24 protein-coding genes are annotated in these 23059 nt (G+C 44.9%); 10 read left to right on the top strand and 14 right to left on the bottom strand.

The features are described from left to right. Positions 1-2: 2 nt before the first annotated feature. From G3570_RS02115 to G3570_RS02095, 5 genes are all read right to left on the bottom strand, one after another. Positions 3-971, bottom strand: a complete 969-nt coding sequence (locus tag G3570_RS02115) for an FAD:protein FMN transferase (RefSeq protein WP_165138695.1) — start codon at positions 969-971, stop codon at positions 3-5. A gap of 10 nt (positions 972-981) precedes the next feature. Further along, positions 982-1482: a hypothetical protein gene (locus tag G3570_RS02110; protein ID WP_165138693.1), complete on the bottom strand. Its 501-nt coding sequence runs from the start codon at positions 1480-1482 to the stop codon at positions 982-984. Next, a complete protein-coding gene (locus G3570_RS02105; RefSeq protein ID WP_165138691.1) occupies positions 1482-2042 on the bottom strand; it encodes an FMN-binding protein in 561 nt (186 codons plus the stop codon). Before G3570_RS02105 ends, G3570_RS02110 begins: the two co-directional genes overlap by 1 nt. A 56-nt stretch (positions 2043-2098) precedes the next feature. Then, positions 2099-3220, bottom strand: a complete 1122-nt coding sequence (locus G3570_RS02100; RefSeq protein ID WP_165138689.1) for a TonB-dependent receptor — start codon at positions 3218-3220, stop codon at positions 2099-2101. Positions 3221-3383: 163 nt separating this feature from the next. Continuing rightward, the gene (locus G3570_RS02095) at positions 3384-4448 is read right to left on the bottom strand and encodes an iron ABC transporter substrate-binding protein (RefSeq protein WP_165138687.1); all 1065 of its coding nucleotides are present in this window, start codon (positions 4446-4448) and stop codon (positions 3384-3386) included. A gap of 128 nt (positions 4449-4576) precedes the next feature. Between G3570_RS02095 and hemG the strand changes: the two genes are divergently transcribed. Together hemG and pruA are read left to right on the top strand one after the other, a co-directional pair. After that, positions 4577-5932, top strand: coding sequence for a protoporphyrinogen oxidase (gene hemG, locus G3570_RS02090; RefSeq protein WP_165138685.1), 1356 nt, complete (start codon positions 4577-4579; stop codon positions 5930-5932). A 114-nt stretch (positions 5933-6046) separates the two neighbouring features. Continuing rightward, entirely contained in the window at positions 6047-7678 is a 1632-nt protein-coding gene (gene pruA / locus G3570_RS02085) for an L-glutamate gamma-semialdehyde dehydrogenase (RefSeq protein ID WP_165138683.1), read from the top strand. 91 nt (positions 7679-7769) lie between these two features. Here the strand turns inward: pruA and G3570_RS02080 are convergent, their stop codons facing one another. Continuing rightward, positions 7770-8198 carry a coiled-coil domain-containing protein 22 gene (locus G3570_RS02080; RefSeq protein WP_165138681.1) on the bottom strand — a complete coding sequence of 143 codons (429 nt, stop codon included), beginning with the start codon at positions 8196-8198 and terminating at the stop codon, positions 7770-7772. Between the two features lie 152 nt (positions 8199-8350). Here G3570_RS02080 and G3570_RS02075 point away from each other — a divergent pair, with 152 nt between their 5' ends. Both G3570_RS02075 and G3570_RS02070 read left to right on the top strand, forming a co-directional pair. Then, positions 8351-9172, top strand: coding sequence for an NAD(P)H-binding protein (locus G3570_RS02075; protein ID WP_165138679.1), 822 nt, complete (start codon positions 8351-8353; stop codon positions 9170-9172). A 699-nt stretch (positions 9173-9871) separates the two neighbouring features. Then, the gene (locus G3570_RS02070; protein ID WP_165138677.1) at positions 9872-10918 is read left to right on the top strand and encodes a DUF3592 domain-containing protein; all 1047 of its coding nucleotides are present in this window, start codon (positions 9872-9874) and stop codon (positions 10916-10918) included. Position 10919: 1 nt separating this feature from the next. Here the strand turns inward: G3570_RS02070 and G3570_RS02065 are convergent, their stop codons facing one another. Continuing rightward, on the bottom strand, positions 10920-12380 hold the full coding sequence (locus tag G3570_RS02065) for an SDR family oxidoreductase (protein ID WP_165138675.1): 1461 nt from the start codon (positions 12378-12380) through the stop codon (positions 10920-10922). 196 nt (positions 12381-12576) lie between these two features. Here G3570_RS02065 and G3570_RS02060 point away from each other — a divergent pair, with 196 nt between their 5' ends. From G3570_RS02060 to G3570_RS02035, 6 genes are all read left to right on the top strand, one after another. Beyond that, a complete protein-coding gene (locus G3570_RS02060; RefSeq protein ID WP_165138673.1) occupies positions 12577-13833 on the top strand; it encodes a BON domain-containing protein in 1257 nt (418 codons plus the stop codon). A gap of 112 nt (positions 13834-13945) precedes the next feature. Beyond that, on the top strand, positions 13946-14602 hold the full coding sequence (locus G3570_RS02055) for a CDGSH iron-sulfur domain-containing protein (protein WP_165138671.1): 657 nt from the start codon (positions 13946-13948) through the stop codon (positions 14600-14602). A gap of 154 nt (positions 14603-14756) precedes the next feature. Further along, the gene (locus G3570_RS02050) at positions 14757-15137 is read left to right on the top strand and encodes a DUF3052 domain-containing protein (RefSeq protein WP_165138669.1); all 381 of its coding nucleotides are present in this window, start codon (positions 14757-14759) and stop codon (positions 15135-15137) included. Between the two features lies 1 nt (position 15138). Continuing rightward, entirely contained in the window at positions 15139-15507 is a 369-nt protein-coding gene (locus G3570_RS02045; RefSeq protein WP_165138667.1) for a DUF423 domain-containing protein, read from the top strand. Between the two features lie 128 nt (positions 15508-15635). After that, a complete protein-coding gene (locus tag G3570_RS02040) occupies positions 15636-16151 on the top strand; it encodes a hypothetical protein (RefSeq protein WP_165138665.1) in 516 nt (171 codons plus the stop codon). A 243-nt stretch (positions 16152-16394) separates the two neighbouring features. Continuing rightward, positions 16395-16811 carry an MmcQ/YjbR family DNA-binding protein gene (locus tag G3570_RS02035; protein ID WP_165138663.1) on the top strand — a complete coding sequence of 139 codons (417 nt, stop codon included), beginning with the start codon at positions 16395-16397 and terminating at the stop codon, positions 16809-16811. A 17-nt stretch (positions 16812-16828) separates the two neighbouring features. Here G3570_RS02035 and G3570_RS02030 read toward each other — a convergent pair whose 3' ends face one another. From G3570_RS02030 to G3570_RS02000, 7 genes are all read right to left on the bottom strand, one after another. Next, the gene (locus G3570_RS02030; RefSeq protein WP_165138661.1) at positions 16829-17143 is read right to left on the bottom strand and encodes a DUF6787 family protein; all 315 of its coding nucleotides are present in this window, start codon (positions 17141-17143) and stop codon (positions 16829-16831) included. Further along, on the bottom strand, positions 17140-18453 hold the full coding sequence (gene hemL, locus G3570_RS02025) for a glutamate-1-semialdehyde 2,1-aminomutase (RefSeq protein ID WP_165139487.1): 1314 nt from the start codon (positions 18451-18453) through the stop codon (positions 17140-17142). Before hemL ends, G3570_RS02030 begins: the two co-directional genes overlap by 4 nt. A 74-nt stretch (positions 18454-18527) precedes the next feature. Beyond that, positions 18528-19520, bottom strand: coding sequence for a porphobilinogen synthase (gene hemB, locus G3570_RS02020; RefSeq protein ID WP_165138659.1), 993 nt, complete (start codon positions 19518-19520; stop codon positions 18528-18530). Between the two features lie 76 nt (positions 19521-19596). After that, positions 19597-20532 carry an oxygen-dependent coproporphyrinogen oxidase gene (gene hemF / locus G3570_RS02015; RefSeq protein ID WP_165139485.1) on the bottom strand — a complete coding sequence of 312 codons (936 nt, stop codon included), beginning with the start codon at positions 20530-20532 and terminating at the stop codon, positions 19597-19599. Positions 20533-20586: 54 nt separating this feature from the next. Next, positions 20587-21021, bottom strand: a complete 435-nt coding sequence (locus tag G3570_RS02010) for an endonuclease domain-containing protein (protein ID WP_165138657.1) — start codon at positions 21019-21021, stop codon at positions 20587-20589. Between the two features lie 145 nt (positions 21022-21166). Further along, a complete protein-coding gene (gene hemE, locus G3570_RS02005; protein ID WP_165138655.1) occupies positions 21167-22216 on the bottom strand; it encodes a uroporphyrinogen decarboxylase in 1050 nt (349 codons plus the stop codon). Between the two features lie 54 nt (positions 22217-22270). After that, positions 22271-23002 carry a uroporphyrinogen-III synthase gene (locus G3570_RS02000; RefSeq protein WP_165138653.1) on the bottom strand — a complete coding sequence of 244 codons (732 nt, stop codon included), beginning with the start codon at positions 23000-23002 and terminating at the stop codon, positions 22271-22273. Positions 23003-23059: the final 57 nt, after the last annotated feature.

Raw genomic sequence — 23059 nt, 5'->3', positions numbered from 1 at the left:
ACTTACTTAATGAAAATTGTCTCCACTTCTCCCGGAGCTTCTGCACCTAAATAAGATGCCGTTGACCAGGCATCTGCCATCATTGCAGAAGCATGTATGGCAGTAGCAGATGCCACCGGTTCAACCGGTCTGGCTGTTTCCGGATTTAGCAGGTGTCCCCAGGAGGCACCTTCGTTCTCACGGCGGTTTTCGTAGGCTCCGCTGGTACTGAGTGCACGCTCTTGCAGGTTTATACTCTCCTGAAGGGGCTGCCCTGTACCGGGATCCAGAATCTGAACTTTCCAGCTTTCCCCATCAAGCGGCTGACCGAAACAGTGAATATCACCGCTGAAATTTATATAAGCAGCCCTGATGTCACTTCGCTTCATCTCTTCAATTGCCTTGTCAAGAGCATAACCTCCGGCTACCCCGCCTAAATCAACGGCCATGCCCTTCTGCTCGAGATAAGCCCGGTTGCCGGTGATAGAGATCTTCTCCGAACCTATGAGCTGTTCCAGCTTTCGAAGTTCTTCATGGGTCGGTTCTTTGATAAGATCACCCGGTTCCTTTCTGAATCCCCAGGATTTCATTGCAGGCTCAATAGTTACATCGAATAATCCCCCGGTTGATTCACTAATTTTTTTGGAAAACCCTAAAACCTCAAGAGCATCTTCCGATATCGAAACAGGCGTCCGTCCTGCTGATTTACCCAGTACCGCCATCTCACTGTCATCGCGATACATAGAAAGTTTTTTATCCAGTGAGCGAAAAACATCCACAGCCTTGCGAATGGCCTCATAGCCGGCACGTTCAGAATCCGCAACAACTTCAAAGCTTGCAACGGAGCCCATCACCAGACTTTGTCTTTTAACCGTTACAAGTCCAGCGCCATTTTCCTTGAAGTATTTAGGAATAGCGGAGGCGCCTCCGAAACAAGCACCTAGACCGCCGGTAATCAGATATCTTAAAAAATCTTTCCTGTTTAGACTCATATCTTCAATATTATTTTGCCTGACTTCTAAGACACTCTTTCATGATGACGATACACATCCAGCCGTAGCATGCAATCATCAGGGTTCCGCTCAAAATCACTATATAAACGAAGGGTTCCCACAGGTATCGTACAATCCACAAACCGCCGAAAGTGAGGATTAATGAAATCAAAGGTTCTACCGCTATACTTATCCTCAGCCAGTCATGCTTGCCGGCCATGAGATAGAGAAAGCCAACTATGACAAATAACGAAGACAATCCTAAAATGTGATTGTGCGTCGTGGTAAGCATCTCCTTTAAAGGTTTTGGAAACTTGAGTTCCTCGGCCTGCTCTATACGATCTTCACTGACCCCCTTATATTGTTCCACTACGCCCTGAGGCTTGAGGTGAGTAGTTACTTCGATGAATATGCCACCGATCACAACCCCGACAAAGGTCACACTAACAAACATCAGAATTAGTTTTTTTACAGCGGGTGGCCAGCTATGCAAGGGTGGAAGAAAATCCATTACTCTAACCCCACTCTGTTTACGATAAGCATGAGATCATGAACAGCATTGGTAATGTTTCTGGCAGATATGGTAGCACCGCTTATATTTTGGATGGACCTATTGAATCTAATTTCTTCGGCTTCATCCATCCCCTTGAATTGTTTTCTAAAAAAGGGATAATCTATCTCATACCCGTAGCTTTCCCGGTATGTCAACACATCAATATCTATAATCTCCTTGTTGGAGTTGACATACAGTACGTAAGAAAACTTCTCTGATTTGCTGGGCGCGATATCAGGAATAATAAAAGTCTTTGATTCGCCATTCTCCACGACTCCCACATGGATGCTGTCAGGGATGCTTCTTTTGAGCTTGAATTCTTTCTTGATGGGATCCTTTGATTCGGCAGGCACCAGGATTGTATTCCAGGACGGTGCTTGTTTTGAACCCGTAACCGCTTCAATCGACTCCGTTAGCTTGGCGCTTTTTACCTTGTCCGGAGCAACCTGGGCATACCCAGAAAATGGAAGCACTCCCAGAATACAAACTGCAAAAACAAGTTTTCTTAACGGAATCATACGGTCAAAAATAAAAAGGGAGAATCTATTACAAATTCTCCCTTCAAAATAATAGTTTAGAAGTTATAGCCCACTCCAAAATTAAGTTGCTGGATATCCTTTATACCAGCTGACTGCAGTAATTGATAATCGGCTTTAAAAGCGACTCTCGGTGCCGGCTTATAGGTGAAGCCAAAGGTGTATTCATGACGCTCGTTTTCCGCATTGTCAATAATATTCGCGGTTGAGAGTTGGGTGTCATATACTTCCCCACGTGCAAACAATATAAGCTGTTGTTCGGTATCGGCATCACTCAGACGTAACAAGTCGTAACCGGCTTCGAGATACCCGCCGTATTGGCTTTCACCGATATCATTGCCGAATACATTGTTAACGTCCTCGGCATTTGAAATTCCACTATATACAGCAAGCAGACGTGCTTCAAATCCGCTATTTGTATAAATAGCGTGACCTTCAATCATATTGATCCTTGCTCCCTCCATGGCATTACCGAATTGGCTGTCGGTGGAGAGATCAGAGTAAAAGTAAGAGGCTCCGACTGTAAGGTTCAGATTAGCTCTGTAGTCAAGACGACCGGTCAGTGCCCAGTTATCGGTGGACGATTCGTAAGCTTTTTGCCGTGCGCCTCGGATGCCTTCATCTCCGGTTATTCCGGAGGCGTCAAGACCTGCCATCAGATACGCTTCATAACTGAGTCCGGATCTGGTTCTCCCATAAATACCAATACCGGATTCTCTCCAGGTACTGGGTATGATATATTTTTCTACATTCGGTCGCTCAACGCCATTGAATGTAGGTGGTTCATGGATGGGATTGACAATGCCTACAGGCACCAGCATAATACCGGCTCGAACACCCAGTTCAGGCTTGTAGCGCAAATCGACATATGCCTGTTCCAGTGCTACTTCTCCCTGTCCGTCATTAACGAAGGTATGTTCAATTTCCAACTCTGAACGGAACGCAATCCAGTCGTTAAAATCATAACCGGCATACAGGATGAAGCGATGAAAATCGAATTCGCCGGGTCCCTGGTCCCCATTGGCGTTATAAGTAACATCATTGTAGTGAAGCTCACCATAGCCACCTATGGTTGCTCCCTGCCCTTGTTGCGCATTAGCATGTTGTGAAATAAAAAAAGATAGGAGTAATAGGAAGGATACTTTTTTGAGACAGCCCATGAAACAATTCTTAGATTTAGTGATTATTTTTGTTCGTTCTAATTTAGAACGGAACTAAGTTAAGGAGCACTAATCCTGATGTCAATAATTATTTAGAATAATTCTAAATAGTGTAATCAACATCATTATTATGCCCCAAACAGATAATCAGGCCTCATTTTGATTATATAAGTCCGGCTTCTCGTAGCAGATTTAGTGTTTCTTCCAGCTGCTGAAGTTGCTCATAATTATAGTCCGGACTTAGCTCAAATGCTTCTTCCTCATCCAGCATGAATTCCGGCAGGTTTACTCCTTTGGTTACAGGATATTCGTTAACGGACCTAGCTGCATATTCCTGGGCTTCCTTAGAGAGTAAAAAGCTCAGAAACTGTTGTGCCAGTTCAGCATTATCAGCTGTTTTTAGCTGTCCGGCTCCCGTAACCAGCGCCAGGTTTCCGATGTCTCCTTCTTCAAAATGATAGGTTTCATAATTAGCTTCCGGATCAGGTTCCGGCTGTCCGTAATGCTCATAACCCTCGAAGTACCCTTCAGCTCCTCCATACTTCATTTGAATGGGGTAGTAGTGGTTGGTAAGCGCGATATCAATTTCCCCAGCTGCTACACCCTGTACCATCGGAGTATTCGAATTATATGCTTTGGGGTTCAGTTGCTGCATCTTCAGCAGCCATCTTCGGGTGTCCTCCTCTCCCTGAGTAATACGCATAGCTGTAATAAAATCGTAAAAGCTTGAATAGGTCGGTGTCCATCCTACCCGGCCTTCAAATTCTTCCATATCCGGCAGATCCATCACGGAGGCAGGCAGGTCGGAAGGGTCTACATTATCCGGATTGTACACCATCACTCTGAATCGCACCGTAATGGGTATCCATTTTCCTGAAGTAGAACTATAAGCTGCCGGCTTTGCAAGCAGAGAATCAGGCAAGGTAGTCAGAAGGTCCTGTTCAGTGGCATTGGATAAGGCCCCAGTTGTGTTGGCCCAGATCACATCGGCGGGACTTTTATCACCCTCCTCATTTAGGATGGCAAGCAATTCGGCATCGTTGCCGTATCGAACCTTAATGTTGGCGCCGGTCTCTTTCTTAAATTGATCAACCAGATCATCGACCAGGGCTTGGCTGCGACCGGAATAGACTATGAGTTCATCGGCCGATTCTTGAGAACAGGAAACAATACTCAGCGATACAAGTAACGCCAAGCAGACAGACAAAAGTGTTTTTAGAGTGTTCATAAACGCAATCTTCACTTAGTATTAATAATCCAGCTTTATCATTAGAGCTTATAATGCGGACGAAATCGCACAATGCTTACTTAGATTAATTCTAAGTAAGGCACCAAATGTATTGAATTTCTTTCAGAATGACTAACAATAAATCATCGGTAGGAGTGCTGGGAGCAGGTATAACGGGACTTTGCGCTGCCTACAAACTTTCCAGGAATGGAGTTGATGTTACGGTCTACGAAAAGAGGGATATGGCTGGCGGATCCATACGTACCGTGCAAACCGGTGACTGGCTCACGGAGCATGGGCCAAACACCCTAATGGTTCGTACGGAAAAAGTGTGGGACCTGATCGATGAATTGGATCTGAATTCCAAAATGATGGAAGCGAACCGCGAAGCCCGTAAGCGATTCATCGTAAGAAACGGCGTGCCGAAGCCACTCCCCATGTCCCTCTGGGATTTCATCTCAACGGATCTTTTCTCAGCTTCCGCCAAATTCCGGCTCTTCAAGGAGCCCTTTATCCGCGGTATTGAGAAGGATGACGAGAGCATTGCGGCGTTCATGAAGCGACGATTCGGCAAGGAGGTGGTTGACTATGCAATAAACCCTTTTGTAGCCGGAATTTATGCCGGCGATCCCGAGAAGCTTTCCATAAAACACACATTCAATAAGCTCTTTAAGCTGGAGCAAAACTACGGCTCAATAACCAAGGGCATGCTTAAGAGCGACAGGAAATCGTCTGCCAGGAAAGCACTCATATCTTTTGAAGGCGGATTAAATGCCCTTACTCAAAAGTTGAGTAAAAAGCTGGGCAACTCTTTGAAACTAAACCACAGCATCAGTCAGATTCAATACTCGAATAACAAGTGGCAATTGCAATTTGATGATCATGACCGTGCAGAACATGACCTTATCATATCCTGCCTGCCCGCGCATGCCCTTTCTTACGTGATGCAGGAAGTACTAGCCGCACCTTTTACGGAAAAACTAAAAGATATTCCATACGCTCCGATGAGCATCATCCATCTGGGTTACAAAAAAGATCAGGTACAGCATGCCCTTGACGGATTCGGATTGCTGGTGCCGGAAGTCGAAGATTTTAAGATTTTGGGTACCCTCTTCTCTTCCAGTCTCTTTCCAGGCCGTGCGCCGGAGGACCATGCCTTGCTGACCACCTTTATCGGGGGATCCAGGTATCCCGAACTGGCGCATCTTGAAAAAGATGATTTGATAGAAAAAGTTCAGCATGAACTCGACCGCTTACTGGGGATTTCCGGAACTCCGGTCTTTACCGATCACACCTACTGGAAAAATGCCATCCCTCAATATGAAGTCGACTATGATACCTTTTTGGATACCATGAAGATGATAGAAAGTAACTTTCCGAGTCTTTTCATTACAGGAAATATCCGCGGTGGAGTCTCCGTACCGGACTGCATAACTAATGGAATTGAAACGGCAGAAAAAGCCGTCTCGTTATTGAAGGGATGACATTAGTAGAGTTTATAGCATAATTTTTCAGGAAAATATTTCATACTTTCAAGGCTGACAATTTCCGGATAGTAATTTGAATTGATTTATCACTAAACAAAAAAGTATTCAATTATGGCTAACGCGTATTTTGAGATCAGAGAACCGAAGAATGAACCGGTAAAATCGTATGCTCCCGGCACTCCGGAGCGAAAAGAATTGAAAAAAGAGCTGGAGAGGCAGAAGTCCCAGGTTATTGAAATACCGGCTATCATTGGTGGGAAGGAAGTAAAGACCGGGAGAACAGAAGACGTGAATATTCCCCATAACCATAGCCATAAGCTGGCAACAGTTCATCTTTGTGGAGAAAAGGAAGTAGACATGGCCATCGAATCAGCTCTGGAAGCACGTAAAAAATGGGCGGCGATGCCCTGGGAACACCGCGTTTCCATCTTCAAAAAGGCAGCCGACCTGCTTTCCGGACCCTGGCGCTACAAGATGAACGCAGCCACGATGCTGGGTCAATCAAAGACTGCTTACCAATCGGAAATTGATGCCATTGCAGAACTGGCAGATTTCTTCCGGTTCAACGCTTACTATCTGACCGAAATTTACAAAGATCAGCCCTACTCACCGGATGGCATGTGGAACCGTTCCGAATACCGGCCGCTTGAAGGCTTTGTCTTCGCCGTAACGCCCTTTAACTTCAGCTCCATTGCAGTCAACCTGCCCACTGCTCCGGCCCTCTGTGGAAATGTATCACTATGGAAACCAGCTACCACTTCAGTTTACTCCAGCTATTTTGCCATGCAGATGCTGAAAGAAGCCGGTCTGCCCGATGGCGTAATTAATTTCCTGCCCGGCCACGGCGCCGATGTGGGTAACCCGGCTATAAATAGCGAGCACCTATCCGGACTTCACTTTACCGGCTCCACGGGTACTTTCCAGCACCTTTGGAAAAGCATAGCCGACAACATCAAAAAATATAGAACCTACCCGCGTATCGTCGGAGAGACGGGCGGTAAAGACTTTATTTTTGCCCATAAGTCTGCCGATGTGGATGCCGTCGTTATTGCGGCCTTGAGAGCTGCTTATGAATACCAGGGGCAAAAATGCTCTGCGGCATCCCGCATGTACCTTCCGGAATCTATTTGGCCCGAGTTCAAGAAGAAGTTCACAGAGGAAGTAGGAAAAATTAAAATGGGCGAAGCGGAGGACTTTAGAAATTTCATGACCGCTGTTATTGACCAGAAGGCCTTCGACAGCATTACCGAGTATATCGACTATGCAAAGGAGTCAGACGATGCCGAAATACTTATCGGCGGTGGCTATGATGACTCTGAAGGATATTTCATCGAACCGACCCTTGTACAGGCACATGATCCCAAGTTCAAGACCATGGAAGAGGAGATCTTCGGACCGGTTCTTACCGTATATGTTTATGAAGATGACAAGTTTGATGAGACACTCGAACTTTGTGATACCACATCACCCTATGCCTTGACCGGAGCCATCTTTTCGCAAGATCGCTATGCTCTCAATAAGATGGCAGAATACCTAAACCAGGCTGCAGGTAACTTCTACATCAATGATAAACCGACTGCGGCGGTTGTCAATCAGCAGCCTTTTGGTGGTGCACGCAAGTCGGGTACTAACGATAAAGCCGGCAGTGCAGCCAATCTTATGAGATGGATTTCTGTGCGGTCCATTAAAGAATCTCAGAATCCACCCAAAGATTGGACCTATCCGTTCATGGGAGAAAAGTAGTCATTGAGAAAACATTCTCACATAAAAAAGGCTGCCTCAAAATAGGCAGCCTTTTTATTTTTATAGATTTATAAAGGGAAACCTGAAGTGCTCAAGACTCAAGCTCTTTTTCCATTTCAGCAAGCTGTGATTCCAGGTAATCAATCTGTTCGGCAGCTGTGGTCTTCAGCTTGTCCCAGCTTTCACGGGAAGCATTTTCGAGCTTCTCAACATTAGAGCGTATGGTTGCAGTCTGTTGTTTGAGATTTGACCAGGTTGCTTCCATCTTACGTTGGGCTTCATCCGATTCTCCCTGGATTTCCTTTCCGACTTCCGTCAGTTTATTTTCCAGTGAATCAAGACGTGCCTGGCTTTCAGAAATAAACTGCTCTCGATTTTCCTGAAATTCAGCTTCCATTTTCTTGGCAGCCTCTTCCGTCATCTCCTCAGCGGATCCCGATTCATTTTCCGATTTCTGGCTGCATCCCGTAATTATTGCAAATGACAATACTATGATGCCAAATGTTTTAATAATTTTCATAAATGCTTGTTTTACTGCGATTTATTGAGATAGTATAAACATCGATGAAGGCGGTCTTGTTCCGAATGGAAACCTCGAAGAGAAGATGAATTTGAAAGATATTTTTGTGATATTTGGATGCTTTAAAAGATTTCAATTCTATCCCCTTATCTATGAAGATCAGTGTTTTGGGTTGCGGCTGGCTGGGAGAGCCCCTTGCAGAAAGCCTGTCAAAAAAAGATCACACCGTTAAAGGCTCGACCACAACCGAATCGAAAATTCCCAAACTTGAAAAGAAAGGTATTGAAGCCTATTTAATGACACTTGAACCCGATTTGAATTGTGAGAATTGTGAATCGTTCTGGAATGCAGATGTTTTGGTATTGAACATACCTCCGGGAAGGGGAAGGGACAATATCATTGAATATCACGGTGCCCAAATACAATCGGTCATAGAACACCTGAAGTCTTCTGATATCAATCGGGTGGTTTTTGTAAGCTCCACATCGGTTTATCCTAAACTCCCCGGTGTTGTTGAAGAGTCGGACGCAATCGCGGGAGAGGCCGGTAGAGAATCGGGTAATGCCCTGCTTCGTGCCGAATCCTTATTGATGGATGCAGACGAGTTCAATACTACCGTTCTTCGCTTCGGCGGACTTTACGGCTACGATCGGCACCCTGCCAAATACATGGCCGGCAAGACCAACCTGAATCGCGGAAAAGCTCCTGTAAATCTTATTCACCGCGATGACTGCATCCGTATCATTGAGCAGATTATTGAGGAGGAAATTACAGGAGAGATTTTTAATGCCGTGTCTGACGGGCACCCGCCACGTAAAATGTATTATTCTTCAGCAGCGGAAGCCCTTGACCTGGTCCCCCCAACTTTCAGCGAGGATACCGACAAAGAGTACAAGGTTGTTTCCAATCGCAAGTTAAAAGATAAACTGAACTACCGCTTCAAATATCCGAACCCCATGCTTTTGGAACAGTAAGAGAGAGTAAACCAAAATCTTTCAATCCGCAGCAGAGCGGCGAAATGACCCCTCTTCTTCAATCCTGATTTCATTCTTCCTAAGCCGTTCCGGGTGTTCTGCTTCCAAAAAGTATAATGTAGTGAAGATGGATAGCACCTGAAGCAATTAAGTAAAGTTTAACCCATAACCGGCTTTGGAGTTGTGAGGCAGGAGGTTGCGACGGGGACGCGTAGGCGGATGGGCGTAAAAACACACCGATGAGATCCTGTAAACAAGTTTTTGAGAGTTACGGATCATTGTTTTTACACCGTCAAGCGACACCGGTGCCCTGCCGAACAAATCCCTGTCCGGCGTTTTTTGTGGTACTTTTGGACGCCCAAAAGTACCAATTAATACTTTAGCAAAATGAAAGTAGAATCAGTGAAATGCAGTATATTATGTGCTTTGAGAGACACGATTCATTCCGCAGCAGAGCGGCGAAAAGAGAATTGTTGCGGAATCAATCCTCTCTGCTTCCGGTGCTCTGCTCCGGAAGCAAGCACTGCTGATTATTTCCTCTGCTTACGACGCCCCGCTCCGTAAGCAAATACTGCTAATTATTTAACTATGACATTCTTCCTCCCCCTTATTCGCCTACCAAACCGGTTGAATAAATCAGCCAATTAGATTAGTATGCCTTACTAATATTACACTAAATGTCAGTTAAATCAGGGGGTTATGGATATCATTCTATTACTGGTAGGTGCAATTTTCGCATTTGCCGGTTTCGCCATTCTATGGAACCAGCTGTATGCCTTATTATATTTTGACAGGGCTGTTGGAAAGGTAATTGCTCTTGAGAGACGAACCACGCCTGAAAGCAATTCCAGAAAAAAGGGGGGACCTATGTACTACCCGGTAGTGGAATATATAGGTAAGGGTAATATGCTGACTTTTACCGGCAACACAGGATCAAACTGGCCCGCTTATGAGATCGGTGAAGAAGTTAACGTTTTATACTCTTACGATACCAAAGATGCCCAGCTTAAATCAGCAGTACCCTTATTTATTGGATTGATATTCGGCCTAATCGGATTGGGATTGTGCTACTATTTTTTCATCACCTTTACCTTCTCGCTCTTTTCAATGGCAATTTATGCCTTTGGCGGGATACTGATTGTAAGACAGGTTAAAAAGGGGTTGAAAAAAAGGGATATCAACTCTTTGGATGAGTTGAAAGAATCCTTCCGAAATACAGAAATGAAGACTAAGAAAGGTACCGCACCGGAACAAAGCGTCAGGATAAACAACACAGAGGAGCTTAACCGGGAGGTATTCAAGAAGTCGAAGGGATTAAAATATGTCGGACCTGTTTTTACGCTGGTTGGGCTGGCTTTAGTAGGGCTCTCTATTTACCTGGGTATGAAAAGAGCTGAATTCCTGGAAACTGCTCTTACAGCATCTGGCGAGGTGACAAGGCTTATTGAGTCGAGATCGGACGACAGCTATGTTTACTATCCCATGGTAGAATTCACGGTTCCGGGCAGTGAACAGGCAATTACCTTTCGTCACGATTCCGGCAGCAACCCTCCCTCCTACAGCGTTGGAGAGGTTGTCTCAGTATTGTATGATCCGCAAAATCCCCATAATGCCATAATCGATGGCGGCCTTTTGAACTGGTTTGCAACAGCTTTGACTTCCCTGCTTGGTTTGATATTCGCCGGGGTGGGCATTTCATCTGTAATAAGTTGGCAAAAATACAAACGTATTACAGACCGATATTGACCTACTCGTGACCGGAATTATTCACAACTTCCCGGGCGATATGATCAATCATACTGGAAAAAATTAGCGAATGAATAGGATATAGACCGTACCAGTAGATCAGTCCGAACAAACCTTTAGGTTCAAAATAGGCCGTTTGAATCAGCTGAGTCTCTTTATCATTAACCGGAACGGCTTGAAATTCCAGCCATGCTTTCCCGGGCACTTTCATCTCCGCTCTCAGGCGTAAAAGCTTACTTTCTTTAATTGCTTCAACCCGCCAAAAATCCAAGGCATCCCCAACACGCAAATCTTCGGGACTTCTTCTTCCCCGCCTGAAGCCAACACCACCTACCATTCGATCGAGGATGCCGCGAAGTTTCCAGGCCCATTCAAAGGCCAGCCATCCTTTTTCCCCGCCAAGGCTGGTAAATACTTTAAATACCTTTTCAGGATCCGCCTCGACGGTACGCATTCTCCGTTCGATATTCAGACCCTGTTTCGACTCCAGAACTACCGGACGCTCATCGCCTTTGCTGCTGAGCAGGGCATCATTCCATGTGGTTTCCACATCCTGCGTATCAATCCTTCTGATGGCTAGGCGAACCGCTTTTTCATAGCCGAAGGGTTCTATTTCTGGGAACAGCTTCTTGGCTTTATCATTTTGTACAATGACATCGTTCTTCAGCCCCTCGATCAATGGTTTCGCAAGAGATGCCGGGATGGGTGTCATCCAGTGAACCCAATACGAAGATAACTGCGGGGTCAGCACCGGTACCGGCATCAATATTCTTTTGAGTCCGTTGACCCGGGCATAGGTTTTCATCATCTCGGCATAGGTCATGACATCTTTACCGCCGATCTCAATAATCTCATTTTCGGTTTCAGGTTTTTCAATGGCTGTAACCAGATATTGCAGTACATTACGTATGGCTATGGGCTGCACCTTACTATACACCCAACGAGGACAAATCATAATAGGTACCCGGTCTGTTAGATAGCGTATCATCTCGAACGACTTGCTTCCGGAACCTACCACGATGGCCGCCCTGAACTCTGTCACGGGTACTCCTGACTCCCGCAGCGTCTGACCGGTCTGCTGTCTGGATTTCAGATGCTTTGAAAGATGATCTTCGTCACTGCCAAGGCCTCCCAAGTAAATGATTCTCTTTACATGTTGCTTTTTTGCCTCTTCCCCAAAATTTTGCGCCGCCTTCATGTCTCGTTCATGGAAGTCCGCATTCTCGTTGCCGCTCATACTGTGGATCAAATAGTAGGCAACGTCGATGTCCTGCATAATGCCATCGAGGGTTTCGGGCTTCAATACATCAGCCTCGCAAACTTCTACTTCCTCAATCCACCTTCTCCCCTGCAGTCGTTCTGCATCACGGCATAGTACTTTCACGGAATGTCCCCGATCAAGCAGATAGGGAACCAATCGGCCCCCGATATAACCCGTTACTCCTGTAACCAAACATTTCATTGTACTTCCAGTTTCTTCCTGTTTTTCCAAGAATCCAATATTGAATTATTTGTGTCTATAAAGGAGGAAAACAAAGGACGACTTACAAGGGTTCATGCAAAGAATTTGCTATCGCCGGCCGGCCTACTAGATAAACTTCAACACCGTGTAAATTGTTAAAAAGTGTAATGTAATAGAAAGAAAACAAAAGAATATTATGAAGACGAAAAAGAATTATTCGAATTCACTTTTATTCAAATCATTATTGATCCTAGTCATTGCAATTTTCACCATTACAGGCTGTCAGGAGAGCACTAATGATACCGTAGAGGTGACCTCCGATGCCGATATTACTGAAGCAGTAAACGCTCAATTTGCTACCAGTGAAGCTGTTCCCGCAGAAAATATTGAAGTGAATACGAGCGAAGGTGTGGTAACCCTTACCGGATCAACCACCAACCTACTGGCTAAAAGAAAAGCAACTACATTAGCTCAAAATGTTCATGGAGTTCTCTCCGTGGTAAACAATGTAAAGGTATCGGGAGTGAGGCCGGATGGTGCTATTGAAACAGATGTAACCCAAGCCTTGTCAACCGATCCGGCAACCGAGGCGCTCGAAATTTCTGTTGATGTTCAGAATGGACTCGTCAGGCTGACCGGTGCCGTCGACTCCTGGCAGGAAAAACAGCTTGCAGCAGCAATCACCGCAGGTGTTAAAGGAGTGAAGGAAATCAATAATACCATTCTCGTCCAACCGGATTCCAACCGTTCGGATGAAGATATCAAACAGGAAGTCGAGGAGACTTTGATGATGAACTCCGAAGTACGCGGTAATCAAATATCGGTTGCTGTAGACAGTAATCGCGTCACCCTAAGTGGGTCAATCGGAAGTGCCTACGAAAAGCAACTGGCGATGGACTTTTCACATGTCGTAGGTGTTGACTCGGTAGTAGCCGACGAGCTGGAGGTGCAACCTGAAATTCAATCCGACATGCTTGAGAGTGATCAGCTGGATGTACTCACGGACGAGCAGATTGTAAATGCCATCAAAAGGGCCTTTACCTATGATCCCCGAGTGCCTGAAGATATGGTTGATGTAACCATCGAGGATGATATCGCTATACTCACCGGAACTGTTAACAATCTAAATTCAAAACTTGCTGCCGATTCGGATGCACGTCATACTGCCGGTGTCCGTGATGTTGAAAACAACATTGAGGTTCAAAAGAAAGTAGTGGTTACTCCTGAAGTCGCCGTAAGTGATGATGCCATTCAAAATCGCGTTAACTTGGCTGTACAGCGAGACCCCTACCTGGAAAGCACCAACCTTACTATTGCCGTTGTTGACGGTATTGTTGTGCTGGAAGGAACCGTAAACTCCGTATTTAAGAAAAATCAAGCTGAAGAAGTGGCCCGGGATGTTAAAGGAGTCCTTGCAATCAACAATAATATTGAAGTAACGCAAGGCAGCTAGTTTAAATAAGTACCGGTTCCTAACAAGCTCCCGGGAATGTTCCCGGGAGTTTTTTTATTTGCCTGAGCATATGTATTCTTGTTGAAAAGATAACATGCGGAGGAAATGCACAATGGAACAAAAAAATTATACCTACGAGAACGATGACATCAAGGTCACATATGATGTCAAAAGATGTATTCATGCTAAAGAGTGCGTAAAAGGTTTGTCAAGTGTATTTAATCCAAAGAAGCGACCGTGGATTCAGCCTGAAGAAGCCTCTGCAAATAAAATTAGAAATACTGTAGAACGATGTCCCACAGGAGCACTGCACTATGAGATGAAAGATCACTCCGCGGAAGAGCAGAAACCTCCATTTAATTCCATAACTATTTCTCCTGACGGTCCGGTCTATTTTCGAGGGGATCTTGAGGTTCGTGATGAAAATGAAAATGTACTCCTGAACGACACCCGTTGGGCACTCTGCCGATGCGGGCAATCGGGCAATAAACCGGCCTGTGATAACTCCCATACCAAAGCTAATTTTGAGGCTCCTGCGGCATTTGACAAATCTTCCCTTTCGGACGACAACCCTGATACTACAGATTCAAAACTGGTACTGAAGGCCCTTAAAAACGGGCCGCTCCTTGTACAGGGTCACTTCCAAATGTATTCCGAGAGCACACAACCCGTCAGTTGCTCCAAGAACATTGCTTTATGCCGCTGCGGGGCTTCAGAAAATAAACCCTTTTGCGACGGTACGCACAAAGAAATCGGTTTTAGGTCCTAGGCTTTAATGAAGTAATCAATTATATCAATTAAAAGAATTCTTAAATCAGTTTTGTAAAACATGATGCCATTAGATTAGAACCCACTGACGTGCTGACCATCAAAATACGGCGAGGGTAGTCAAATAATGTATCATATTAAACTTTGGCAGTGCTATGTCTACAAAAACAGTTGCAGAAAAAATCTTTCTTAGACAAGGCAAGCGTGTATTCTTTTTTAATGCGCCAGACAACCTTGGGAAGTTGCTCGGTGGCATTCCGGAAGGAGTTATTGCAACAGAAGATGACACAGTTGATATAGTGCTGGCTTTCATAGAGAACTATAAACAGCTTGAGAAGCATTTAATTGGTCTCAAAGACCGCCTTAAACCAAAAGGAGCACTCTGGATTGCCTATCACAAAGGTACTTCTTCAATAGACACTGACATCAACCGAGATTCTATCATTGAATTTGCGATGAAGCATCAATTAAAAGGGGTTGCTATGGTATCGATTAATGATAACTGGTCAGCTTTAAGACTTAAAATAATCCACTGATATGTTTAAAATATTTACCGCGCTTGGCAGTATAAATGCACTCATTGCCGTCATGCTGGGAGCTTTCGGGGCACACGCATTAAAAAACAGGTTGAGCACCGACATGCTTGAGATCTTTCAGACAGGAGTACAGTACCATTTTTATCATGCCCTGGGTTTGCTGGCCGTAGGAATTATCGCTTATCACCTCCCGGACTCTGGCCTATTGAGATGGTCGGGATGGCTGATGCTGGCCGGGATCATCATTTTTTCGGGGAGTTTGTACCTTCTCTCAACAACCGGAATTACCTGGCTGGGTGCCATAACCCCCATCGGCGGAACTGCATTTATAGCTGCATGGATTGTTTTAACTATAGCGGTACTCAAATAGAGACTAGAGTAGGTGCATGTATGACACAAAGGTTCCGATTCTGTTTTATTATGAAAACGGAACTAATATATACGTCGCAACAAACTGTTACGTTGGAATAAATCAGGTTTAACCTAACACAAATTAAGATGATGAAAACACGACGAATTCTAGGCTCCCTAATTTTATTGATTATAGCCTTGCCGGTTTTATCGTTTGCTCAGAATGAAATTGAACGTGAGATAAGTTCCCTGAGGGGTATCAACGAGCTGGGATTTACTGTAAATCTGGAAACCAATGTTACATTGAATGAAAAAGGGGAAATTGAGGTGACGTCGATCAAGGATGCAGCGCGACAGCGATTGGCAGAAGCGGGAATCCCGCTGGTCAGTGATCGTGAAATTGAATCCTCTGCTGATATCCCATTCCTATACATGCACATCAATACCATGGATGCCGGCAGGGGTCTTGTTCCCTTTTCGGTTTCCATTAGATTCTACCAGCCGGTAAAACTTCAGTTAAATCGCGATCGTCAAACATCAGCCAGTACCTGGGAGACCGGGATGGTTGGCATTGTCTCTTACGACAGGATGAATATTATACAGGAGTCAGCTGTTAATTTGTTGGGTGACTTTATTAATGATTTTAATAGTGTAAATAACTGAGAATCTCGAAGCCGGATTTAAGATTTGCCTTCTTGCTCTCGAATACTATCTTTACCGAGAGTAAGAAAACCAAAAACAGGCACTTATAGCGAATAAGACAAATATTCCGATGGTTTTGATGCACAATGTTTGACAAATTCAGAATAACTCGCCTGCCTGTTTAATTAAATTCTGTAATAATGAGACAACTAACGGGTAATTGTGCCCTTGCCATTATAACAGTGAAATTGTAGAAACACATTTATGGATATTGAAGAATTCAAAGAATTTTGCAGTTCTTTTGAAGGAGTAACTGAAGAGTTCCCTAACGATGACAATACCATTGTCTATAAAGTTATGGGTGAGGTATTTGCATTGACGGATGTTGATAAATTTGAAACCATCAACTTGAAGTGTGACCCCGTTAAAGCTGCCACCCTTAGAGACCTTTACCCCGAAGTTAAACCTGGGAATTACAAAGACAAGCGCCACTGGAATAATGTTGATCCTCACGGATATCTCTCCGATGTATTGATCAAGGAATGGATTAAAGATTCTTACGACCTGGTTGTGGAAAGCCTGCCCAGAAAAGACCAGAGAAAGGTTGAGAAGATGATTGAGAAGCGTAAGAAGAAAGAGAAGAAGGAAAAAGAAAAGCAGAAGAATTCAGAAGAAGAGTAATCGTATATCGGTTTCTGCTATTCCGATCTTACAAATAGGTTTTTAATGCGATTCAGGCTTTTCTTTTCAAATCGCCAAACGAAATCGAATTGCCCGAGCAAGAAACCGTAGATTAAAAAAAGTGCCTGGTATGAGGGAAAAACAACCAAGAGCCAGGCTATTATTTTGATAGAAAGGGCAGTATCTGAGGTAATACCAAAGAGGTCAAAGAAGAATTGACGAATGTAAAGTGCTGTCATCCCCGTGATGGAAAATATGAAGAGGATGAGCACCACATGCCAGAAGCTATCCAAGCCCCAGTGCTCTTTTAGTTTTTCAAATAGCTTTGTCATTTACTGTCTACTTTGCTGCTTTCCAGTGCGGCTTCTATAGATTTGTCTGCAGCAGCTACGGTTTTGTCGATCATATCCTGTGTCAATGAATTTGCCAGAAACCATGATTCAAAGGGTGATGGCGGCAGATAGATGCCTCGCTGTAGCATTTCATGAAAGAAATCCCTGAACAACTCTTTGTCGGTAGTATTAGCTGTTTGATAATTCACAACCTCCTCATCTGTAAAGAAAACACTGATCATGGAACCGACCCTGTTTATGTGTACAGGAACATCCCACTTATCAAATACTTTCTTAAGGCCATTGAACAGGTAGGTGGTTTTCTCTTCAAGCTGATCGTAATGCACAGGCTTGTCCTGCAACTCACTCAATAAGGCAAAGCCGGCTGCCATCGCAAGCGGGTTCCCTGACAGGGTGCCGGCCTGATAAACAGGTCCGACGGGGGAAACTACATCCATTACTGCCTTTTTACCACCAAACGCACCGACCGGCAGTCCAGCACCTATGATCTTACCATAGGTTACGAGGTCCGTGGTAACACCATAGCGTTCCTGTGCACCGCCCTTTGCCACCCGAAAGCCGGTCATGACTTCATCAAATATCAGTACTGTATCATGAGCATCACAAAGGTCCCGTAGTCCGTTTAAAAATCCGGGTGCTGGCGGAATACACCCCATATTTCCGGCGACCGGTTCTACAATGATTGCAGCTACTTCGTCTTTATGGGTATTCAGCAACTCTTTAACGCTGTGCAGGTCGTTATAGTCGGCCACAAGCGTATCTTTGGCGGTTCCCTTGGTAACCCCCGGACTGCTGGGTGAACCCAGTGTGAGAGCCCCGCTGCCGGCTTTGATCAGAAACGAATCTCCATGACCATGGTAGTTCCCTTCAAACTTGATAATCTTATCTCTGCCCGTATAGCCCCTCGCAACCCTGATGGCACTCATGCAGGCCTCCGTACCGGAGTTGACCATTCTTATTTTATCAACCCCGGGTACCATGCGTTTTACCAGCTCGGCCATCTCAACTTCAATCTCAGTTGGTGCCCCAAAGGAGGTCGAATGAGCAGCGGTTTCCTGTACGGCTTTTATCACCGGTTCATAGGCATGTCCCAATATCATGGGTCCCCAGGATCCTACGTAATCTATATAGTCTTTGCCATCCACATCGGTGAGTATAGAACCCTTGGCTTTATCAAAAAATACGGGTGTACCGCCTACAGACTTAAAAGCCCTCGCCGGTGAATTTACCCCACCGGGAATAAATTTTTGAGCACGGTCAAATAGGTATTTACTGTTTTCTAGCATAATCTTTCTCGCCACTGATTTTCACAGATTAAACAATTAAATTTCTGTCTTGATCAAAGTATAATTCAAGATCTGTTCTAACCTTTATTAATTAGTTTTGATGCTGCTTTTGCAAAATAGGTTGCAATTAAATCTGCTCCGGCTCTTTTAAAACCGATCAAAGCTTCCATCATCGCTTCTTCTTCATTCAGCCAACCCTTTTCAGCAGCAGCTTTCAACATAGCGTATTCACCGGAGACATTATACACTGAAACCGGTACACTTACATGCTCCCTGACTGCCCTAACCACATCGAGATAGGGCAATCCCGGTTTAACCATTACAATATCGGCGCCTTCCTGTTCGTCCAGTTTTGCCTCTTTAATGGCCTCCCTTACATTCGAAGGATCCATCTGGTAGGTTTTCTTGTCACCGAAACCCGGTGCCGAGTCCAGGGCATCCCGGAAGGGTCCATAGTAGCTGGAGGCATATTTGGCACTGTAGGCCATGATGCCGGTGTTCTTAAAATTCTGTTCATCAAGGGCATAGCGCATTGCGGCAATTCTGCCGTCCATCATATCTGAAGGTGCCACCATATCGGCTCCGGCCTGGGCATGACTAACCGCCATTTCGGCCAACAGTTCCACCGATTCGTCGTTAACGATTTCGCTATCTTTGACAATACCATCGTGGCCGTAGCTTGAATAAGGGTCAAGTGCCACATCAGTCATCACCAGCATATCCGGGAACTGCTCTTTAATTGCCCGTACCGACTGCTGCATCAGCCCGTTTTCATTCAGTGCTTCAGTACCTTTATTATCCTTTTTGTCTTCAGGAACTTTCACAAAAAGCAATAGCGATCGAATACCTGCTTCCTGCAGCTCTTCAATTTCTTTCATTACGCGGTCGAGCGTATACCGGTAATAGTCGGGCATGGAGGGTATCTCAACCTTATGGTCTTTTCCTTCCATGATAAATATAGGAGCAATAAAATCGGCCGGTTTCAACTCATGTTCCGCTACCATGGCACGTAAAGCCGAACTGCTCCTTAGCCTTCTACCTCGTATGTAGGGAAATTGTCCGTGTGGCATAATTTGCAAGGTTAATTAAAATATCTATTTGGCCGCGGATTGGCACTAAGGTATGGAATAAAATTTCCTATCTGTGTCAATCTATGACCTGCTTTTCTGCATATTCAATCCAGTCAATCGGATTCTTCAGCCGGTCGATCAAATATGCTTCGCGGCTGCCTTCCTTTACCTGAAAATCATAATCCCAGCGTACCTGGGGTGGTAAACTCATCAGTATGGATTCCGTTCGTCCGTCGGTCTTCAGACCGAATAAAGTGCCGCGATCGTGTATCAAATTAAATTCCACGTAACGACCGCGCCGGATCTCCTGAAAGTACCTTTGTTCTTCATCGTACTCTTCGTCCTTCCTTCGCCTGACAATAGGCAGGTACGATTTCAGGAATGCATTACCGGTTCCGGTTGTGAAATTATACCAGTCTTCCATGCTGCGCTGACCCGTTTCGCGAAGGTAATCAAAGAACAAGCCTCCAACTCCCCGTGCTTCATTTCGGTGATCGTTGTAAAAGTACTCATCACACTGCTTCTTGAAACGGGGATACAAATCGCTTCCGTGAATGTCGCAGGCTTCTTTGAAGACTTGATGAAAATGGATGGCATCCCCATCCCACAGGTAATAAGGGGTTAAATCAGCTCCGCCACCAAACCAGGAATCCCTGATTTCGTCCATCTGCTCATTTTCATAGAGTTCAAAATAGCGGAAGTTGGCATGAACAGTGGGAACCATGGGGCTCCATGGATGTATGACCAGTGAGATTCCCCCGGCCCAGAACCATCCCTCTTCCACTTCAAATCGTTTTCTGATCAGATCGGGAAGTTCACCGTGAACGGTAGAAACATTTACCCCGCCCTTTTCGAAGACATTACCGCCTTTAATGACGCGGGTGTGTCCGCCTCCACCCCCTTTACGCTCCCAGTCGTCGTGGCGGAACTTTGCTTTTCCATCTACCTCTTCCAATCCCTGGCAGATTTGATTTTGCAGGTCAAATATATAATCTGAAAAACGTTCTTTAATCATTCTGGTTAATTTTGGGCCACTGATTTTTGCTGTTTTTCATGGCTTAAAAGATTAATTTTCTGGGTTAATCTGTGGTGATTGGTAGTCCCCCTTAGAAGGGGGTGCAGGGGGATGGCTTTCTATCCAACGCTCCAAATCTTTGTAAACACCTTGCAGATTCTTCTGGATATCATCATCGCTAAACCTTAAAACTGTAAACCCATGTTCTTCTAATTCTTTTTGCCGCTGCTTATCTTTATACCATTGTTTTTCGTAATTATGAGTAACCCCGTCCACTTCGATTATAAGTTTTAGCTCCTTACACATAAAATCCGAAATATAGTTTAAGACAGGGCGCTGGCGTAAGAAAGTATAGCCTTTCATCTTTCTGGCCCTTAATACTTCGGACCAAAGTCTGATTTCAGCTTTGGTCGAGTTATTACGCAGATTGCGTGCTAATGCTTTTAGCTTTTTATTATATCCAAAGTGATTAAACTGCTTCTTCATAAGCATTGCTCGTTCAGGGCATCCCCCTGAATTCGACTGAAGCCGAATTCGTCCCCTTTCAAAGGGGGACATGTTCTCAATTAATTAATTGGGCCGCAGATTTGCACTGATTCGTATTAGGTTTCTAACATTTTAGACATCTGTGCTAATCTGTAGCTTGATACTCTTTTACCGTGTCAACGAAGGCGCGGGCATGATCTACGGGAATATTAGGCAATATGCCATGACCCAGGTTCGCGATATACTTTTGGGTCCCGAAACGATCGATCATCCTGCTAACCTGTCGCTTGAGTTCATCAATCGGCAGGAAGAGTTTCGTCGGATCAAAATTTCCCTGCAGGGTGATGTTGTTGCCGGTCGCCTCTCTAGCATACTCGGGCGTAATCGTCCAGTCGAGGCCCAGTGCAGATGCACTACTCTTGTAACCCAGTCTCTCCAAAGCATACCAGCTGCCTTTGGCAAAGAGGATTACAGGGACCTCTTCAATAGCATCACAGATCTCCATCAGGTAAGGCATCGCCCAAACATTAAAATCTTCCGGACTCAGCAATCCCGCCCATGAGTCAAACACTTGTACGACCTGGGCACCGGCGTCAATTTGAGCCTGAAGGTAATCTATAGTAGCCTTGGTCAGCTCATTCATCACGTGCCGTGTGGCATCCGGATGTTCAAACAGGAATCTTTTCGCTTTTGCAAAATTTTTGGATCCTTCACCTTCCACCATATAACAGAATAGCGTCCATGGGGCACCGGCAAAGCCGATAAGCGGAACTCTTCCATTGAGCTCTTTGCGTGTCAATGTAATAGCTTCCATCACGTGGTTCAGCTTGCCGGGAATATCTTCGGCAAAGATGGAAAAGGCATCATCCACCGTTCTAATTGGGTTACCCATCACCGGACCTTTGCCTTTCACCAAATCCACGTCAATACCAAATGCCTGCGGTACAGTCAGGATATCCGAAAAAATGATAGCCGCGTCCGGTCCAATTTCATCTATAGGCTGCAAGGTGATTTCACAGGCCAGTTCCGGCGTCTCAACCCGCTCAAAAAAGGTATACTTCTTACGAAGCTCCATATACTGCGGGAGATACCTGCCGGCCTGACGCATCATCCAAACAGGCGGACGCTCAACCTCTTCCCCTTTCAGGGCGCGAAGTAGTAAATCATTTTTAAGTTCAGGAAATTGGTGTTTCATAAGTGTTTATGACAGGTATGGAGCGAATGTTACGGATTAAATAATCCCGAAAATTCAGTTTTTGATATTCTCTTTGTTAAAAAGGTGATCGGCCACAGTTTTTAGCAATTCCTTGGTGTCAGGAGAATCGGGAATCTCAACACCTTGATCGGTTTCTTTCTGAAGTGCTTCCGCTGTGGTCGGTCCGATCGCAAACAGAGCCGGCAAGTCGCCATCAAAACCCTGACCCTTACCGAATCCTTCAACGGCACTCGGGCTGTAAAAGAGGACCGCCTCCACCGGATTCTCCGGCAGACTAACCGGTTTTATCTTGGTTTGATACACTTCTACCTCAATAACCTCAATATTCTGATTTTGAAGTTTTTCAGTAACCTCACCCCTGCTCAAATTCCCGTGAAAATAGATAATGGAATTGATTTTACCCTCCTCAATAATCAAATCTGCCAGGTGTGAACCGTCCTGCGTTCCAGGAATCTTGGCTTCAAGGCCAAGCGCTTCCAATGCTTCTTTAGTTTTGGAACCCACAGCAAAAATCTGCACCTCCGGACGCACTTGAAGACCGTTCTTTATCAATTCCTTGAGAGCTTTAACACCATTGGCACTGGTAAATATCCAGTCCGATTTGGGGTGTTCATTAATCACTTTAAGTACTTCATCCCAATAGTCAGGAAATTCAAAATCCAGAGCGGAATCAATGATCGGTTCGAGTCCCAAAATACGTGCATATTCCAGCTGCCGGCCAGAAAGGGGTCGTGTTACTAAAATATTACGTTTATCCTGTCTCATCTAATGGATAACTGATCTTGCAACTTTTGAAAATTAGTTCAAATAAAATTACACAGC

Source organism: Halalkalibaculum roseum (assembly GCF_011059145.1).
Taxonomy (GTDB): domain Bacteria; phylum Bacteroidota; class Rhodothermia; order Balneolales; family Balneolaceae; genus Halalkalibaculum; species Halalkalibaculum roseum.
Note: the sequence above shows the minus strand (reverse complement) of the source record. Positions and strands in the feature narration are given on the sequence as shown.

What these genes read in the sequence shown, in the direction of transcription:
- hemB (WP_165138659.1), bottom strand. Translation starts at nt 19,520, where the DNA reads ATGCCACACGGACAATTTCCCTACATACGAGGTAGAAGGCTAAGGAGC.
- G3570_RS02095 (WP_165138687.1), bottom strand. Translation starts at nt 4,448, where the DNA reads ATGAACACTCTAAAAACACTTTTGTCTGTCTGCTTGGCGTTACTTGTA.
- G3570_RS02115 (WP_165138695.1), bottom strand. Translation starts at nt 971, where the DNA reads ATGAGTCTAAACAGGAAAGATTTTTTAAGATATCTGATTACCGGCGGT.
- G3570_RS02080 (WP_165138681.1), bottom strand. Translation starts at nt 8,198, where the DNA reads ATGAAAATTATTAAAACATTTGGCATCATAGTATTGTCATTTGCAATA.
- G3570_RS02030 (WP_165138661.1), bottom strand. Translation starts at nt 17,143, where the DNA reads ATGACAAAGCTATTTGAAAAACTAAAAGAGCACTGGGGCTTGGATAGC.
- hemE (WP_165138655.1), bottom strand. Translation starts at nt 22,216, where the DNA reads ATGAAACACCAATTTCCTGAACTTAAAAATGATTTACTACTTCGCGCC.
- G3570_RS02060 (WP_165138673.1), top strand. Translation starts at nt 12,577, where the DNA reads ATGAAGACGAAAAAGAATTATTCGAATTCACTTTTATTCAAATCATTA.
- G3570_RS02045 (WP_165138667.1), top strand. Translation starts at nt 15,139, where the DNA reads ATGTTTAAAATATTTACCGCGCTTGGCAGTATAAATGCACTCATTGCC.
- G3570_RS02110 (WP_165138693.1), bottom strand. Translation starts at nt 1,482, where the DNA reads ATGGATTTTCTTCCACCCTTGCATAGCTGGCCACCCGCTGTAAAAAAA.
- G3570_RS02000 (WP_165138653.1), bottom strand. Translation starts at nt 23,002, where the DNA reads ATGAGACAGGATAAACGTAATATTTTAGTAACACGACCCCTTTCTGGC.
- G3570_RS02055 (WP_165138671.1), top strand. Translation starts at nt 13,946, where the DNA reads ATGGAACAAAAAAATTATACCTACGAGAACGATGACATCAAGGTCACA.
- hemG (WP_165138685.1), top strand. Translation starts at nt 4,577, where the DNA reads ATGACTAACAATAAATCATCGGTAGGAGTGCTGGGAGCAGGTATAACG.
- G3570_RS02035 (WP_165138663.1), top strand. Translation starts at nt 16,395, where the DNA reads ATGGATATTGAAGAATTCAAAGAATTTTGCAGTTCTTTTGAAGGAGTA.
- G3570_RS02070 (WP_165138677.1), top strand. Translation starts at nt 9,872, where the DNA reads ATGGATATCATTCTATTACTGGTAGGTGCAATTTTCGCATTTGCCGGT.
- G3570_RS02075 (WP_165138679.1), top strand. Translation starts at nt 8,351, where the DNA reads ATGAAGATCAGTGTTTTGGGTTGCGGCTGGCTGGGAGAGCCCCTTGCA.
- G3570_RS02065 (WP_165138675.1), bottom strand. Translation starts at nt 12,380, where the DNA reads ATGAAATGTTTGGTTACAGGAGTAACGGGTTATATCGGGGGCCGATTG.
- G3570_RS02010 (WP_165138657.1), bottom strand. Translation starts at nt 21,021, where the DNA reads ATGAAGAAGCAGTTTAATCACTTTGGATATAATAAAAAGCTAAAAGCA.
- G3570_RS02050 (WP_165138669.1), top strand. Translation starts at nt 14,757, where the DNA reads ATGTCTACAAAAACAGTTGCAGAAAAAATCTTTCTTAGACAAGGCAAG.
- G3570_RS02100 (WP_165138689.1), bottom strand. Translation starts at nt 3,220, where the DNA reads ATGGGCTGTCTCAAAAAAGTATCCTTCCTATTACTCCTATCTTTTTTT.
- G3570_RS02040 (WP_165138665.1), top strand. Translation starts at nt 15,636, where the DNA reads ATGATGAAAACACGACGAATTCTAGGCTCCCTAATTTTATTGATTATA.
- pruA (WP_165138683.1), top strand. Translation starts at nt 6,047, where the DNA reads ATGGCTAACGCGTATTTTGAGATCAGAGAACCGAAGAATGAACCGGTA.
- G3570_RS02105 (WP_165138691.1), bottom strand. Translation starts at nt 2,042, where the DNA reads ATGATTCCGTTAAGAAAACTTGTTTTTGCAGTTTGTATTCTGGGAGTG.